Annotated in this window: 15 protein-coding genes; 8 read left to right on the top strand and 7 right to left on the bottom strand. The window is 68.1% G+C overall.

Features of this window, described 5'->3' with window-relative positions; translation table 11 throughout:
- Positions 1-30: 30 nt before the first annotated feature.
- The 5 genes from ACZ7CF_RS10360 to ACZ7CF_RS10340 are packed head-to-tail and all read left to right on the top strand — an operon-like array spanning position 31 to position 4,874.
- Complete coding sequence (locus ACZ7CF_RS10360; protein ID WP_470369436.1) at positions 31-894, top strand: DMT family transporter; 864 nt, start codon at positions 31-33, stop codon at positions 892-894.
- Positions 891-1,667 carry a GNAT family N-acetyltransferase gene (locus tag ACZ7CF_RS10355; protein WP_470369435.1) on the top strand — a complete coding sequence of 259 codons (777 nt, stop codon included), beginning with the start codon at positions 891-893 and terminating at the stop codon, positions 1,665-1,667. The genes ACZ7CF_RS10360 and ACZ7CF_RS10355 overlap by 4 nt, the downstream gene beginning before the upstream one ends.
- A gap of 43 nt (positions 1,668-1,710) precedes the next feature.
- A complete protein-coding gene (locus ACZ7CF_RS10350; protein ID WP_470369434.1) occupies positions 1,711-3,150 on the top strand; it encodes a GuaB1 family IMP dehydrogenase-related protein in 1,440 nt (479 codons plus the stop codon).
- Positions 3,151-3,153: 3 nt separating this feature from the next.
- Positions 3,154-4,107, top strand: coding sequence for an ABC transporter ATP-binding protein (locus tag ACZ7CF_RS10345; RefSeq protein WP_360386023.1), 954 nt, complete (start codon positions 3,154-3,156; stop codon positions 4,105-4,107).
- Positions 4,104-4,874 (top strand): ABC transporter permease, encoded by a 771-nt coding sequence (locus ACZ7CF_RS10340; protein WP_360386025.1) that lies wholly within the window; start codon positions 4,104-4,106, stop codon positions 4,872-4,874. Before ACZ7CF_RS10345 ends, ACZ7CF_RS10340 begins: the two co-directional genes overlap by 4 nt.
- Positions 4,875-4,949: 75 nt before the next feature.
- Here ACZ7CF_RS10340 and ACZ7CF_RS10335 read toward each other — a convergent pair whose 3' ends face one another.
- Positions 4,950-6,242, bottom strand: coding sequence for a PhoH family protein (locus ACZ7CF_RS10335; RefSeq protein ID WP_360386027.1), 1,293 nt, complete (start codon positions 6,240-6,242; stop codon positions 4,950-4,952).
- 387 nt (positions 6,243-6,629) lie between these two features.
- The gene (locus tag ACZ7CF_RS10330; RefSeq protein WP_360386029.1) at positions 6,630-7,883 is read right to left on the bottom strand and encodes a DUF885 domain-containing protein; all 1,254 of its coding nucleotides are present in this window, start codon (positions 7,881-7,883) and stop codon (positions 6,630-6,632) included.
- A gap of 212 nt (positions 7,884-8,095) precedes the next feature.
- Here ACZ7CF_RS10330 and ACZ7CF_RS10325 point away from each other — a divergent pair, with 212 nt between their 5' ends.
- Positions 8,096-8,425, top strand: coding sequence for a hypothetical protein (locus ACZ7CF_RS10325; protein ID WP_470369433.1), 330 nt, complete (start codon positions 8,096-8,098; stop codon positions 8,423-8,425).
- 94 nt (positions 8,426-8,519) lie between these two features.
- Positions 8,520-8,789: a hypothetical protein gene (locus ACZ7CF_RS10320; protein ID WP_470369432.1), complete on the top strand. Its 270-nt coding sequence runs from the start codon at positions 8,520-8,522 to the stop codon at positions 8,787-8,789.
- A gap of 62 nt (positions 8,790-8,851) precedes the next feature.
- Here the strand turns inward: ACZ7CF_RS10320 and ACZ7CF_RS10315 are convergent, their stop codons facing one another.
- On the bottom strand, positions 8,852-9,631 hold the full coding sequence (locus tag ACZ7CF_RS10315) for an isoprenyl transferase (protein ID WP_360386035.1): 780 nt from the start codon (positions 9,629-9,631) through the stop codon (positions 8,852-8,854).
- Positions 9,632-9,708: 77 nt separating this feature from the next.
- On the opposite strand from ACZ7CF_RS10315, the gene trhA reads away from it, so the two are divergent.
- Entirely contained in the window at positions 9,709-10,383 is a 675-nt protein-coding gene (trhA, locus tag ACZ7CF_RS10310; protein WP_360386037.1) for a PAQR family membrane homeostasis protein TrhA, read from the top strand.
- Positions 10,384-10,493: 110 nt separating this feature from the next.
- Here trhA and ACZ7CF_RS10305 read toward each other — a convergent pair whose 3' ends face one another.
- The 4 genes from ACZ7CF_RS10305 to ACZ7CF_RS10290 all read right to left on the bottom strand — a co-directional run bounded on the left by ACZ7CF_RS10305 (position 10,494) and on the right by ACZ7CF_RS10290 (position 15,055).
- Positions 10,494-11,885: a Fic family protein gene (locus ACZ7CF_RS10305; RefSeq protein WP_470369431.1), complete on the bottom strand. Its 1,392-nt coding sequence runs from the start codon at positions 11,883-11,885 to the stop codon at positions 10,494-10,496.
- Positions 11,886-12,005: 120 nt separating this feature from the next.
- Positions 12,006-13,232, bottom strand: coding sequence for a tyrosine-type recombinase/integrase (locus tag ACZ7CF_RS10300; RefSeq protein ID WP_470369430.1), 1,227 nt, complete (start codon positions 13,230-13,232; stop codon positions 12,006-12,008).
- An 11-nt stretch (positions 13,233-13,243) separates the two neighbouring features.
- Positions 13,244-13,426, bottom strand: coding sequence for a helix-turn-helix domain-containing protein (locus ACZ7CF_RS10295; RefSeq protein WP_470369429.1), 183 nt, complete (start codon positions 13,424-13,426; stop codon positions 13,244-13,246).
- Between the two features lie 15 nt (positions 13,427-13,441).
- Complete coding sequence (locus tag ACZ7CF_RS10290) at positions 13,442-15,055, bottom strand: replication initiator (protein WP_470369669.1); 1,614 nt, start codon at positions 15,053-15,055, stop codon at positions 13,442-13,444.
- Positions 15,056-15,088 lie beyond the last annotated feature (33 nt).

The following is a 15,088-nucleotide window of genomic DNA, read 5'->3' as shown; positions in this document are numbered from 1 at the left end:
CTGGACCAGTCCGCGGCAAAGCTCTGGTGCATGAGACTCGGGGTGGCCGCGGGAGCGACAGCGGCAACGATCGTCGGCGCGTCGGTTCCGATCACGGGGATGCTGGCCGGCTACCCGGTCCTGACCGGCCAGGCCCTGCGCTACGCCCTCGCGGCGGCCATCCTGCTGCTGGTCGCGCGCCGGCTGCCGGTGCCGTCGTGGCGCGACCTCCCGCCGCTGCTCGGCGTGGTGCTCACCGGCATGCTCGGCTTCAACGCCCTGCTCATCGCCGCCCAGCAGTACGCGGAACCCGGTTTCGTCGCCGCCGTCATGGGTGCCTCGCCGATCGCCCTCGCCCTGCTCGCCCGGCAACGGTCGCTTGCCGCGATCGTCGGCGCGGTGGTGGTGGCCGCGGGCGTGGTGGTGTTGTCCGGCGGTGGCGCGTGGCACGGCCCCGGCCTGCTGCTCGCCCTGCTCACGATGGCCGGCGAGGTCTGCTTCACGCTGTTCGCGGTCGGTGTGGTGAAACGGCTCGGCGTGCTCGGCGTGGCCACCTGGACGTGCATCATCGCGGCCGTCATCGGGTCCGTCCTGGGCACGTTCGTCGGCGGCTGGCAGGTGCCCGACGCGAAGCAGGCGCTCGCGCTCGTGTCGCTCGCCGTCCTCGTCACCGCGCTGGCGTTCGGCCTCTGGTACTTCGCCGTGCACCGCCTCGGCTCCGACCGCGCGGGCGTGCTCATCGGCCTGATGCCGGTCGCGGGGCTGGCGGCGTCCGTGCTGCTCGGCGTGCAGGACCTGACGTTCGCGTCCGCGGCCGGCGTCGTCACCGTGACGCTCGGGTGCGGCATCGCGCTGCACAAGGGCGGTAAATCGCGTGCGGTCGAGGAACCGGCGCCCATAGCGTTGGGTCAGTGACCGACGCTGCCGCTCTGCTGAGCGCCTACGACACCCAGGCCCGTCCCGCCGAGTGGGCGAATGCGGTCCCCGGCGCCCCCGTGCACCGCGACGGCCCGGTGTTCCGGGTGGAGGGCCCGCACGGCGGCACCGTCGCGGGCCTGCCCGACCTGGGCGTCACCGGCGCCGAGCTGGACGCCCTGATCGCACGGCAGCGCGACGTCTTCGCGCGGCGCGGTCAGCCGGTCGAGTGGAAGACCTGGGCCCACGACCGGCCCGCCGGCCTGCCGCGGCGCCTGGAGGCCGCCGGGTTCGCCGCCGAGGACCGGGAGACGGTGTTGATCGGCCTCGCCGAGGAGATGACGGCGCCGGTCGAGGTCGCCGGCGTGGTGCTGCGGGAGACGCGGGCCGAGGCCGACCTGCGGCGCATCGGCGACTGCCTCGGCGAAGTGTGGGGCAAGGACTGCGGCGCGCTCGTCGACCGGCTGGTGTCGATCAAGGACGACCCGGACGTGGTGATCGTCGTCGCGGAGGCCGGGGACGTGGTCGTGTCGTCGGCCCGGCTGGAGGTCGTGCCGGGCACCGAGTTCGGCGGGCTGTGGGGCGGCTCGACGCTGGAGCGGTGGCGCGGGCGCGGCATCTACCGGGCGCTGGTGGCGCACCGGGCGCGGGTCGCGGTCGAGCGCGGCGTCCGGTACCTGCAGGTGGACGCGTCGGAGGACTCACGGCCGATCCTGGAACGGCTCGGGTTCACGGCTGTGACGACCACGACGCCGTACGTGTGGCGGCCGTAGACGCGGCTGGCCATCCCGGGCGCTGCGCGTATCGTGGAAGCACGTGCGGTTCATCGAAGGGCATCGACCCTCTTACGACCTGACCTACGACGACGTCTTCCTCGTCCCCGGCCGCAGCGCCGTGGAGTCGCGGTTCGGCGTCGACCTGTCCACCTCGGACGGCACCGGCGCCACCATCCCGATCGTCGTGGCGAACATGACGGCCGTGGCCGGGCGCAGGATGGCCGAGACCATCGCGCGGCGCGGCGGGATCGTGGTCATCCCGCAGGACGTGCCCACGGAGGCCGTCGCGGAGATCACCGCCTGGGTCAAGGAGCGGCACTCGGTCTGGGACACGCCGCTCACCCTCACCACCGGTGACGCCGTGGCGGACGCGCGCAACCTCATGCACAAGCGTGCGCACGGCGCGGTTGTCGTCGTCGACGACGGTGGGCGGCCCATCGGTGTGGTGGACGAGGCCGCGTGCACCGGGGTCGACCGGTTCGCGCGCATCGGCGACGTCATGAACACCGACGTCCTCCTGCTGCCGCTCGACACCAAGCCGCAGGACGTCTTCGAGCACCTGCACCACAGCACCCACAAGATCGCGCTCGGCGTCGATGAGCAGCAACGGCTGCGCGGCGTGCTGACCGAGCTCTCGGCGTTGCGGGCGGAGATCTACAAGCCCGCCACCGACGACGACGGGCAGCTGCGGATCGCCGCGGCGGTCGGGGTCAACGGCGACGTCAGGGCCAAGGCGGAGGCGCTGCTCAAGGCCGGGGTGGACGTGCTGGTCGTCGACACCGCGCACGGGCACCAGGAGAAGATGATCGGCGCCATCCGCGCGGTTCGCGAGGCGAGCCCGACCGTGCCGATCGCCGCGGGCAACGTGGTCACGAAGGAGGGCGTGCGGGACCTCGTCGAGGCCGGTGCGGACATCATCAAGGTCGGCGTCGGACCGGGCGCGATGTGCACCACCCGCATGATGACCGGCGTCGGCCGGCCGCAGTTCAGCGCCGTCGCCGAGTGCTCCGCCGAGGCGCGCGGGCTCGGCAAGCACGTGTGGGCCGACGGCGGCGTGCGGCACCCGCGGGACGTGGCGCTGGCGTTGGCGGCGGGCGCGAGCAGCGTCATGGTCGGCAGCTGGTTCGCCGGCACCTACGAGTCGCCCGGTGACCTGCAGCGCGACGAACGCGGGAATCTCTACAAGGAATCCTTCGGAATGGCGTCGAAGCGGGCGGTCACGGCGCGCACGCGCAGCGACAACGCGTTCGACCGTGCGAAGAAGGGCCTGTTCGAAGAAGGCATCTCGACGTCGAAAATGCGGTTGGACCCGGCGCGCCCGAGCGTGGAGGATCTGCTCGACGCGATAACGTCCGGCGTTCGCTCGGCCTGCACGTATGCGGGTGCGACCTCGCTGGAGGAGTTCCACGACAAGGCAGTTCTCGGCATCCAGTCCGCTGCTGGCTTCGCGGAAGGGCGGCCGTTGCCAGGGGGTTGGTGAGGAATGGACGACGCGGTCTCCGTGAGAGAACTCCGCAAAATCTACAAACCAGGACAAAAGCCGGCGGTGGACGGGTTGAGCTTCACCGTCCGCCGCGGTGAGGTGTTCGGCCTGCTCGGCCCGAACGGGGCCGGCAAGACGACCACGGTCGGCGTGCTCACCACGCGCGTCCGCCCCACCTCGGGGCAGGCGCTCGTGGAGGGCGTCGACGTGGTCGCCGACTCCAAGCGCGCACGGCAGCTGCTCGCGGTCGTGCCGCAGCGCAACAACCTCGACCGCTCGCTCAACGCACGGCAGAACCTGCTGTTCCACGCCGCCTACCACGGCATCGGACCGAAGGAACGCCAGCAGCTCGCCGACGACATCCTCGAACGCATGGGGCTGAAGGACCACCGCAACGCGCTCGTGGACACGCTCTCCGGCGGTCAGGCGCAACGGCTGATGATCGCCCGCGCGCTCATGCACCGCCCGAAGGTGCTGTTCCTCGACGAGCCGAGCACCGGGCTCGACCCGCAGGCCCGGCTCTTCGTCCACGAACGCGTCGCCGCACTGCACGCCGAGGGCGTCACGGTCGTGCTGACCACGCACGACATGGACGAGGCGGCGAAGCTCTGCGACCGGGTCGGCATCGTCGACCACGGCAAGCTGCTCACCCTCGACACGCCCGCGGAGCTCACGAGGAACCTGCCCGGCAGCAACACCGTCAGCGTCACGGTGAGCCCGAACGGCCACGAGCCCGCGAAGATCAACCAGGTGCTGTCCGAGGTGGACGGTGCGCAGCGGGTCGAGGAGGTCGGCGGGATGTACCGCGTGTACACCGACGCCGACACCGCGGTCACGCTGCCGGCGGTGCTGAACGTGCTGCGCGACCTCGACGTCGTCGTCAGCGACGTGGCGATCGGCAAGCCCAGCCTGGAGGACGTCTTCATCCACCTGACCGGGCGGGAGCTGCGGTGAGCCAGTTGCGCACGTTCAAGGCGATCCTGTGGCGCGACGTCTTCGTCACCGGCCGCGAGCTGCCGAGCTTCCTCGCGCAGGTCATCATCCAGCCGTTCTTCATCCTCTTCATCTTCGCGAAGGTGCTGGGGGACATCGGGTACGTCCAGGACGACTTCGCGCAGGTGCTGCTGCCCGGCATCATCGCGATGAACGGGTTCCTGGGCGCGCTGCAGAACACGACACTGCCGCTGGTGCTGGACTTCTCGTGGACGCGGGAGATCGAGGACCGGCTGCTGGCGCCGATCTCCATCCCGCTGGTCGCGGTGGAGAAGATCGTGTTCGGCGCGATCCGCGGGTTCTTCGCCGCGGTGCTGATGGTGCCGGTCGGGTTCGTGATGCTCGACGTCTCCTGGCAGTGGTCGGGAATCCCCGGTGCGCTGCTGGTGATCGTCCTGGGCTGTCTCGCGGGCGGGTCGGTCGGCATGGTCATCGGCACGTCGGTGCCCGCGCGCCGGGTCAACGTGATGTTCGCGGTGATCCTGACGCCGTTGCTGTTCACCGGTTCGTCGCAGTTCCCGTGGCGGTCGCTGAGCGACGACCTGCTGTGGTTCAAGGTGGTCTGCGCGCTGAACCCGTTGACGTACGTCAGCGAGGGCATGCGGGCGGAGCTGGTGCCGGAGGTGCCGCACATGCCGCTGCCGGTCGTGCTGCTGGTGCTCGTCGTGGCGATCGCGGGCTTCGGCGGGCTGGGTCTGCGCGGCTTCATGAGGCGCGCGCTCGACTAGGGCCTGTGTCCTGGCAGAGAACGGGAAACGGCCCCGCGCGGTGGGAACGCGGGGCCGTTCCGTCCACTCAGGACACTACGAGGCGTAGTCCTCCAGCATCTCCGTGACGAGCGCCGCGATCGGCGACCGCTCCGAGCGGGTCAGGGTGATGTGGGCGAAGAGCGGGTGGCCCTTCAGCTTCTCGATCACCGCCGCCACGCCGTCGTGCCGCCCGACCCGCAGGTTGTCGCGCTGCGCCACGTCGTGCGTCAGCACCACCCGTGAGTTGCTGCCCAGCCGCGACAGCACGGTCAGCAGGACGTTGCGCTCCAACGACTGCGCCTCGTCCACGATCACGAAGGAGTCGTGCAGCGAGCGGCCGCGGATGTGGGTGAGCGGCAGGACCTCCAGCATCCCGCGGTCCAGCACCTCCTCCAGCACCGCCTGGCTCACCAGCGCGCCGAGGGTGTCGAACACCGCCTGCGCCCACGGCCCCATCTTCTCGTTCTCGCTGCCGGGCAGGTACCCGAGCTCCTGGCCGCCGACCGCGTAGAGCGGCCGGAACACCACGACCTTGCGGTGCTGCCGTCGTTCCATCACCGCTTCGAGACCGGCGCACAGCGCCAGTGCCGACTTGCCGGTGCCCGCACGTCCGCCCAGCGAGACGATGCCGACATCGGCGTCGAGCAGCAGGTCCAGCGCGATCCGCTGCTCAGCGGACCTCCCGTGCAGTCCGAACGCCTCCCGATCCCCGCGCACCAGCCTGATCTGCTTGTCCGCGGTCACCCGGCCCAGAGCGCTCGACGTGCCCGCCAGCAACCGCAGACCGGTGTGGCAGGGCAGCTCGGCGACGTGCTCCAGGCCCTCGTACTGGGCCGGGTCGACGACGTTCTCCTTGAACAGGCCGTCCACCAGGGACTGCGGAGCGTCCAGGTCGGACATCCCGGTCCAGCCGGACAAGGTGACGTCGTGCGCCCGGTACTCCTCCGCGGGCAGGCCGACCGATCCGGCCTTGACCCGCAGCGGCATGTCCTTCGTCACCAGGGTGACGTTGCGCCCCTCAGCGGCGAGGTTGAGGGAGCACGCGAGGATCCGGGCGTCGTTGGAGTCCGTTCGGAAGCCTGATGGCAACACCTCCTGGTCGGAGTGGTTGAGCTCGACGTGCAAGGTGCCTCCCAGATCCCCGATGGGGATCGGGGAGTCGAGGCGACCATGCCGCAAGCGCAGGTCGTCGAGCAGGCGCAGGGCCTCCCTCGCGAACCAGCCCAGTTCGGGGTGGTGGCGCTTGCCCTCCAGCTCGCTGATCACCACGAGCGGGAGCACGACCTCGTGCTCCGCGAACCGGGTGGGGGCGAGCGGGTCGGACAGCAGTACCGACGTGTCCAGCACATACGTGGTGATGGCCGGAGCGGCGGACTTGCGCCGGGAGGAGGATGTGCGCGATGAGCCTGAGGAACGGCTCGCGGGACGTCGTGCGTTCACGGCAACTCCCTCACGAACGCGGCACCCGCGTCCGCTCCTCGCTGGGCCAGGCACCACCCTGATCGACCGTCCCGCCCTTTCAGGCTGGTCGGCCACGAGGGCCGGGTGCCGGCCCCCTCGCGACGTCGTCTGCCACGATCAGAGCCTCCCTGCGCGGTCCGCAGTGGTCGCGTCCCGCCACTTCCGAAGTTACCTGCGGAAGTGCCACGTGTGCATGAAGCCACACAGGTGAATCCGAACTTGTCATCTCCGCGAAAACTGGACGAAACGTGGTCGCAGAGGTTTATCCGCAGGTCAGGAGCCGCTCTCGGCGGCGTTGCGGGCGAGCCACGACAGCCCTTCGCGGACCTGGGCCCGCAAGGACTCCGGCACCAGCGGCTCGTCGAGGAGCCTCAGGTACCGGGACTCGAGCGACTCACCGGGCGCGCGGACGTCCAGCCAGGCCCTGACCAGGCGCACCCCCTCGACGTACGTCGTCGTGTACGCGCGCCACAGCGGGTCCGCCAGAAAACGCACCATCTGCCGCGCGCGGCGGTCCGGCACCAGCAGCCACTTGCGCAGGTACGCGACGACGTCGTCCTGGTCGGCACCTCGGTCGTGCAGCATCAGCGCGGCGTCCTGCCGCACGGTGAGCAGACCGGCCGCCGCGGCCTCGACCTCTTCGGACAGTCGGCCGTCCATTCGCAACCCGAGGTCGCGCAGGACCTCCTCGGTCCACAGGCCCCAGCCGGGCCCGACGACGGCGTGCAGCCCCAGGTCGGCCATGCCCTCGGCCATCAGGCACTGCGGCGTGTTGATCAGGAAGATCGACTGCTCGGCGTGCCCGCGCCGGTGGACGAGCCCGGCCTCCTTGCGGCAGTGCTCGGTGTGGTGGCCGGGGTAGGACTCGTGCGCGACCAGGTGCGGCAGGTTCGACATGCGGTGGCCCATGTCGGCGTTGATCGCGACCCTGGACCGGTAGCCGCCCAGGTAGTAGTTGAAGCCGCTCCACGGCTTGTTCGTGACGACCTGGTACTCGACGATCTCCTGCTCGGGCAGCGCGTACCGGTGCCGCACGCGGTCCCGCAGGGCGCTGGACAGGGCCTGCACGCACCCCTGGAGCCGCCGTTTCGGCACCTCGTCGTCCGCGCGGAAGTCGGCCAGCCGGTCGCCCAGCGACCCGCGACCGGGCAGCAGCGCGTCGAGGTTGCGGTGCGCCTGCGCGTACGCGTCCTCGTCACCGGGGCGGATGCGCACCTGGAAGTACTGCTCCACCTCGTCGACGAACGAGATGCGCTCGCCGGCGAGCTTGCGCGCGTTGCACTCCATCGCCCTCAGGTGCGCGTCGAGGAACTGTTTGCGCTGGTCGGCGAGGTCGGCGCAGTCCAGCAACTCCGCGCGCAGCTGCCGGGCGTGCCCGGCGAGCGCCCGCGGGTCCAGGCGCGGTTCGTTGTCGACCGCGCGGCTCAGCGCCGGGTCGCCGGTGTACGAGTCCACGAACCCCGACCTCAGCCGCCCGAGCCGCAGCCCCAGCACCAGGTACCTGCGCACCAGCTCGCCTGCGTCCATGAGCAGGAGAGCGTAGAGCGTGTACCACAGCGTCCCGGTCGCGGCCGAATCGCGAAACGAACACCACCTGAAGGGGGAATGTTGTTGATCATGCCGTCACACAATGGGGGCAACGGGAGCATCAAGCCAGATTCCCGCGGGTAGCTTTTCTGCACGAGAACCCCACCGTCCGGAGATCCCCGAAGACTCCGGAAATGACGGGGAGACCCGACATGAAGGAGAACGACGTGAAGAAGGTTTTCGCCGCGGTTGCCGCTGCTGCCGCTCTGTCGCTCGCGTTCGCCCCGGCCGCCATGGCCGGCGAGGGCGACGACCACCACGGCCACGACCAGGGCCACCACAACTACTACCACGGCTTCCACCAGTCGAACGGCCCGCTGCTCAGCGTGCTGAACGGCAACAACGTCAACGCCGTCGTCGGCGCCTGCGGCAACAACGTCGGCGTGCTGGGCGCCGCGGTGCCGATCAACTCGCCGAGCATCACGGAAACCTGTGCCGCCGGCGGCATCGTGGACGGCGACGACGTCAACTTCGAGGGCTGATTTCCGCCTTCAGGTAATTCCCGGGTCCAGGGACGTCATTTGATGGCGTCCCTGGACCGTTTCCGGCAGTAGCACCCGTTCACGAGGAGAAGAAATGCTGAAGAAGGCGTGTGCCGCTGCGGCCGCCGCGGCTGGCCTGATGATGCTCGGCGTCGGCATGGCCTCCGCGGCCCCCGATTTCGACCAGTCCAACGGCGGGCTGCTGAGCGTGCTGAACGGCAACAACGTCGACGCCGTCGTCGGTGTCTGCGGCAACAACGTCGGCGTGCTGGGTGTGGCCGTGCCGGTGAACTCGCCGAGCATCACCGAGACCTGCGCCGCCGGCGGCATCGTGGACGGCGACGACGTCAACTTCGAGGGCTGACGTCCTCACGCACAACGGGGCGCCCACCTTCGCCGTGGGCGCCCCGTTCCGCGTGCGGGTCACTAACCGCCGTAACGGCGGTGGCGCTTGGCGTACTCGCGCATCGCCCGCAGGAAGTCCGTGCGCCGGAAGCCGGGCCAGTACGCCTCGCAGAACCAGAACTCCGAGTGCGCCGACTGCCACAGCATGAACCCGGACAGCCGCTGCTCCCCGGACGTGCGGATGATCAGGTCCGGGTCCGGCTGCCCCGAGGTGTAGAGGTGCTCGGCGATGTGGTCGACGTCCAAGACCTCCGCGAGCTCCTCGATCGTCCCGCCGCGCTCGGCGTGCGCCTGCAACAGCTTGCGGACCGCGTCCGCGATCTCCTGCCGCCCCCCGTACGCCACGGCGACGTTGACCTGGATGCCGGTGCGGTCCCTGGTCTTGGCCGCCGCGGTCGTGAGCCGCTCGGCGTGCTCCCGCGGCAACATGTCGATCGCACCCACGTGCCGCACCCGGAACGGGTTGCCGTCGGCGGCGAGCTCGTCGGTGATGTCGGCGATGATGTCCAGCAGCGGCGCGAGCTCGTCGGACGGCCGGTTGAGGTTGTCCGTGCTCAACATCCAGAGCGTGACGACCTCGACCTTCGCGTCACCGCACCATTCGAGCAGCTCCAGGATCTTCCGCGCCCCCGCCCGGTGCCCGTGCGCGACGTCGGTGAACCCGGCCTCGCGAGCCCACCGCCGGTTCCCGTCGAGCACGACACCGACGTGCTTGGGCACCTGCGTCCCGCTCAGCTCGCGCCGGAGAATCCACTCGTAGAGGTGGATAGCGACGTCTTTCACACGCGTGCGGAGTGCCACGTCCGAACAGCGTACGCCGTGCGGAGTTCATCACTGATCCATGGTCGGAAACCTACGGTGGCGTAACCTGTTGTCCTGTGACCGCTGCTGCGCCTCTTCCCCCACAGCCCGGACTGCGGCCGCGCCTGCGTGGATGGCTGCACCTCTGGTCCTTCATAGTCTCCGTCGCCACCGGTGCCACGCTCATCGCGCTGGCGGCCTCCACGGTGTCCGGCCTCGCCGCACTGGCGACCTCCGTCTACGGCGCCACCGTCGTGGGCCTGTTCGGCGTCTCCGCGCTGTACCACCGCGTGACGTGGCAGTCCGAACGCGTCCGCACGTGGATGAAGCGCCTCGACCACTCGATGATCTTCGTGTTCATCGCCGGCACCTACACCCCGTTCGCACTGCTGGCGATGGACCGCGACACCGGCCACGTCGTGCTCTGGGTGGTCTGGCTCGGCGCACTGGCCGGCGTGACCCTGAAACTGGTCTGGCCACACGCCCCCCGCTGGCTCGGCGTGCCCATCTACATCGCCCTGGGCTGGGTGGCCGTCTTCGTCCTGCCCGAACTGCTGCACCACGCCGGGGCAGCCGCTCTGGTGCTGCTGCTCGTCGGCGGGCTGCTGTACACCGCCGGGGCCGTGTTCTACGCGACCCGGTGGCCGAACCCGTGGCCGCAGGTGTTCGGGTACCACGAGTTCTTCCACGCGGCGACCGTGGTGGCGGCCATCTGCCACTACATCGCCATCTGGCTCGCGATGTACTCCTGACCTGCGATTTCGGGTTTTTTGATCTTGTCAGGCCGTCTCCAGGCCGTCAGTGCGTCTCTTCGGCTTGAAGAGCGCGTTGGCGGCCTTGCGTGTCAGCGGTCCCATCGTGACTAGGCAGCGGCGGTTCGACGTGCCTCGAACCCGTGGCGGATGCGATTCGCCACCTCAGCCGCCGCATCCAACGTGCGTCCTGACCGGACTCGATCATCAGCAACAATGAACACTTGTTGTGCAGTTGCTTCAGGGACGACACATACCTGGGTCAAGCCGCCGACCTCACCTGGGCGGGCTGGCCGGTAAGGCTTCATCCTGTATCCATCGTTGCGAACTGAGAAGAACAATGACGGGAACCGAACGGTCGAGTCGATATGGCTATTGATGCGAACGTCAGAGTATCCAATCCAGACCAAAAGCTCGGTATCATCCATGTACAGCCGAAGGAGCCACTTCGCGCCTGTCGCGTCTTGCTCTGCCAGCAGCCCGAACGACTCGTTATCCAGTTGTGAAAGTTCGACTACTCGAATCTTTCGGACTGACAACTCGCCGGTCAAGCGCGCGAGGAACTCACCGAACGCCCCGGTCCACTTAATGAAGGCGCTGGACTTCTCGCGGGCGATCTCGTCTCGCAAGATCCGGCGTAGTTGCTGAGGCTTCTCGATGTCGCGCGCGAATCTCTTCATGGTTTTCACGAAAAGTCCAGTGAGTGGCATGATGTCGCCACCTGTATCGCTGTGCGCGAGTGCATCGATGTATCCGTCTCGTTGGCTCTTGTGAACGATAATTGCGGGTGGAAGCTGCGACTTCGCAAGAATGAGGTTGGCGATGATTCGGGCCATTCGACCGTTTCCATCCTCGAAAGGATGAATATGCGTCAGCCAAGCGTGTGCGATCGCTGCGCGCAAGGTTGGCGGCAGGGTGCCTTCAGAGCCGGCAAGCCAAGCAGCGTAGGCACGCATCGCATCCGGCGTATCGATCGGCAGGACAGGCTCGTGTCCGCCGTTACCGCTGATCTTGACGTGGTAGCGCTTGTACATGCCGGCGAAACTTTCTCCAGCACATATCAGACTGTGCATGGAACGAATGTCGACCTCGGTCAGTGGCGTCCCGGCTTGCCATGACGTGAGTAGATCTTCAGCCAGGATCTTTGCTCCGTGGAGAGTGAGCACGTCCACCAAATGGGTGTCGCTCTGGACGCTGTCGATGAACATGTGGTCGTGAAGGGTGGTGACTGACTCGCGAATACGTTTCGCTTCTGGGCGGTCGAGAATGGTGATTGTTTCCGGCAGGGATGGGCCGAGTCCCTCGATTGAGTTGCTCTCGTAGATCTCGCGGGCACGTTGACCTGACAAGGCCTGCTTCAGCACACCGGTTTGCTGCAACTTTTGGGCTGCGCTGGTGATTCTTTCGCGGATGCTAGTCTCTGCCGCAAGCAAGGTATCTACTTGGCCTAGGATGTCCATGTCATCCGGCAACGAATAAGGACAACCCAAAAGCCCGTCCATGCTTGCCCCAATCCATCGACGCGTGGTAGCTCAACCATCGCTGCAGGCCGGTAGCTCGTTACAGCCACATCATTCAGTTAGAGCACTCGTGACTGATGCTATGGTCGCAGATTGACTGAGTCAGCCAGTGTTCGAGTCTTCAACCCGCTTCTTCGACTGGAAGAGCGCGTTGGCGGCCTTCCTGCTCTTGTCGCCGCTGGACGGCATCAGGTGGGTGTAGACGCGCAGCGTGAAGCCCGGATCGTGGTGTCCGAGGTTCACTGAGAGCGCCTTGACCGAGACGCCGCCCTCCAGCTGAGCGGACGCGTAGAGGTGCCGTAGGGCGTGCATCCCGTCGTCCTGCGGCACGTACTCCAGACCCGCCCTGGCGAACGCTGGACGCCAGACACCCATGTTGAACTTCTGGCGTCGGCACGCGCTCCCGTCCGGCGTGGTCATGAGCAGCCGGATCGTCACGAGCTTCCCGTCCGGCTTCTCCCAGGGCAGCGTGACCGCGACCGGCGGGAATTCCTCCATGTAGTCGTCCAGCTCGTCCAGGACGCCGTCACCGGCTGGCACGCTGTGTTCCTTCTTGCTCTTCGGCGAAGCGAACACCAGCGTGTTCTTGACGATCCGCACCTGGCGCACGATGTGGAGCTCACGGGCGTTCCGGTCGATGTCATCGGGGGAGAAGCCGAAGACCTCACCTTGACGCATCCCCGCACCGGCTCCGAGTACGGCAGCTGGCTTGTAGCGGGCAGGCAGCGCCAGTCGGATCGAGTTCAACCGCTTCTCCGGCCAGGGCTTGATCCGCCGCTCCGGCGGTGACGGCCGCTGTACGCTCCGCGCCTTGCACGCGTTGGAGTGGATGATCTTCTCCTCCACCGCCGCGTTCAGGATGGAGGACAGCCGGTCGAACAGGAGTTGCTGATAGGTGAGCGACAGGCCCTCTTCGGTCATTTCGGTGAGCCAGCCGCGCACCATCGGGATGTCGATGCTCTTCATGGCGCTCTTGCCGAAGAACGGCACCAGGCGCTTGTTGACCTGGTAGCGCAGGTTCTCCTGCGTCGCGGCGTCCTGGGACTGCCCGCCGAACCAGGTCTCGACGTACTTCTCGAACTTGACCTCACCGGCCTTGGGATCGACGTACTTGCCCTCCCGCTTGTCCGACTCGACCTCAAGCAGGAAGTCGTCCGCCCTCTTCTTCTGGCGGTCCGGGAAGCTCTTGCTCTTCTCGTTCCCGCTGGGGTCGAGGTAGCGGACCTTGTAGCGCAGACCCTTGCCGTACAGCTCGGTCTTCACCCGCGTGACCTTCTCGGTCTCCGGGTCCTTGACCTCTTTCCACCAGCGATCTTGCACGTGTCCCATCGCTGCACTCCCTACGCTGCTTGATCTTGTTCAACCCACCGGCGCACCTGTGCGGGCACGTAGCGCAGGTGTTTGCCGACCTTGCGCACCGGCGGGCCATATCGCCGCCACTTCCACTGGTAGAGGGTCTTGACCGGCACCTTCAGGAAGGCCGAGACCTCTTCCACACCCCACAACGGTTCGACGTCCGACATGCAGATCCCCCCGGATCAGGCGGCTATCGCTGGAGTTGCTGAAACATCCGGCGCAGGCCGAGGCAGTGCCGCGATCACGGCCTGGGCCTGCTCGTACTCGGCTCGCCACCTGAGGCGTTGCGCGATCATCTGCATGAGCAGTTCGGCGCGGCCGGGGACGTGTGGATCACCGGCCCGGACGGGTGACCACATGAGGCGTGTCCGGTCGGGCTCCTCCTTGACGATGCCCGCAGCCGCCAGCGTCTCTTTCACGAACGCGGCACGGTCGGCCTTGTGCTCGGCGAGGGTCTTCCCTGACCAACGCCGTGACACGAGCACCCGCCGGCCGGGCAGGCCGAGGGTCTCGCGCCGGTGAGCCTTGGAACGGCAGCGGCCGGGTGTCATCCGCGAGTGGGCGCCCTTGGGCTGGACGCCGTAGATGAGCCAGACCGCGCACCGATCCGAGCACGGCGTGACGGCCAGCTCTGCGGCCAGGCGGTCCGCGTGCTCGGCGACCCGAGCCGAGGTGTCGACGTCCACGACTTCAGTGATCGACTTCGTGAGGTACTTGGTCAGGTAGCCGATGTGCCGCCCGGCTTCCTCCGTGCCGCCGAGGATGCCCTTGGAGTGCACCTGACGGCCGAACTCAGCCACATGCGCCGGGGCGTCCAGGTTGGCCACTGCGTCCGCCCACGAGGTCAACGGGACGTTCGTGTCAGGGTCCGCGAAGCCCTTGACGCGCATGTCCCACACGGGCATCCGGGTGCCGCTGTACTTGATCTCATCGTGGTTGGGCCACCACACCTGGAGGTAGGTGGCCGCCGTGACGTCGCGGACGATCTGGTGGGGGATCGAGCCCCGGACGGCGAAGTGCGCGTGCGGGGTGATTCGCCTTTGCGGCTCGACAGTGCCGAAGTACTGCGCGTCGAACCCGACGACCCGGCGGAGGTTCTGCCACCACCGGTCCACCAGCGACGCGAAGTGCACGGCGTCCCGAGCCGCACGGCGGTAGTCGTAGGTGTCCGGGTTCACCGGGGAGCCGTCGTCGCGCACCTTGCCGTAGGTGTCGAGGGTGAGCGTGACGAACGTGGACGGCCGGTACTTGCCCGCAAACTCTCGTCCGACCGTGCGCTTGTCGACCCTGCGCCGAGGCAGGTTGGGCGCGTCCTGACGCCGACAGGTGGACCGGATCGGCGCGGTTCTGGCCGGCCGTTCGACGGCGGGGAGGTTCCTGCGGACTCCCTCACCGCGCAGGTCGGTGTCCGCTTCCCGGATGGCCTCGCGCAGGTCCTCCACCTGGTCGAGAGCGCCCTCAACCTCTGCCTTGCGGTACTCCGCCGTCAGGTCCGAGCGGTAGGTGATCAGCGCGACCTGATCGGCCGTAGGTGCTTCTCGCTCGGCAACGGGCTCGTGGTCGAGGTGCCAGCCCTCGCGACACTGGGCCATCCGGGAGCGCCGGTTGCGGTCCGCGCAGGCCGGGCACTTGCTCGCCTGGGTGGAGTTGCAGCGCACCGCGACGATGCGAACCTCACCGGTGTCGAGGTCGACGACCTCACGCATCACTGGCCGAGTGCACACGCCGTGCTGCTCAGCCGCCGCCTTGATCACGTCGAGCGTGAGAGGCAGGCGTGCGCGTTCCGCCGAGGTCATGCCCGCGACGTCGAGAGGAACGGCGGGAACAAT

The sequence above is a fragment of the Lentzea sp. NPDC036955 genome, assembly GCF_055608005.1.
Note: the sequence above shows the minus strand (reverse complement) of the source record. Positions and strands in the feature narration are given on the sequence as shown.

Coding starts and splice junctions, on each gene's coding strand:
- ACZ7CF_RS10360 (WP_470369436.1), top strand. CDS start 31: ATGAGACTCGGGGTGGCCGCGGGAGCGACAGCGGCAACGATCGTCGGC.
- ACZ7CF_RS10345 (WP_360386023.1), top strand. CDS start 3,154: ATGGACGACGCGGTCTCCGTGAGAGAACTCCGCAAAATCTACAAACCA.
- ACZ7CF_RS10330 (WP_360386029.1), bottom strand. CDS start 7,883: ATGGACGCAGGCGAGCTGGTGCGCAGGTACCTGGTGCTGGGGCTGCGG.
- ACZ7CF_RS10325 (WP_470369433.1), top strand. CDS start 8,096: ATGAAGGAGAACGACGTGAAGAAGGTTTTCGCCGCGGTTGCCGCTGCT.
- ACZ7CF_RS10320 (WP_470369432.1), top strand. CDS start 8,520: ATGCTGAAGAAGGCGTGTGCCGCTGCGGCCGCCGCGGCTGGCCTGATG.
- ACZ7CF_RS10305 (WP_470369431.1), bottom strand. CDS start 11,885: ATGGACGGGCTTTTGGGTTGTCCTTATTCGTTGCCGGATGACATGGAC.
- ACZ7CF_RS10300 (WP_470369430.1), bottom strand. CDS start 13,232: ATGGGACACGTGCAAGATCGCTGGTGGAAAGAGGTCAAGGACCCGGAG.
- ACZ7CF_RS10295 (WP_470369429.1), bottom strand. CDS start 13,426: ATGTCGGACGTCGAACCGTTGTGGGGTGTGGAAGAGGTCTCGGCCTTC.
- ACZ7CF_RS10290 (WP_470369669.1), bottom strand. CDS start 15,055: ATGACCTCGGCGGAACGCGCACGCCTGCCTCTCACGCTCGACGTGATC.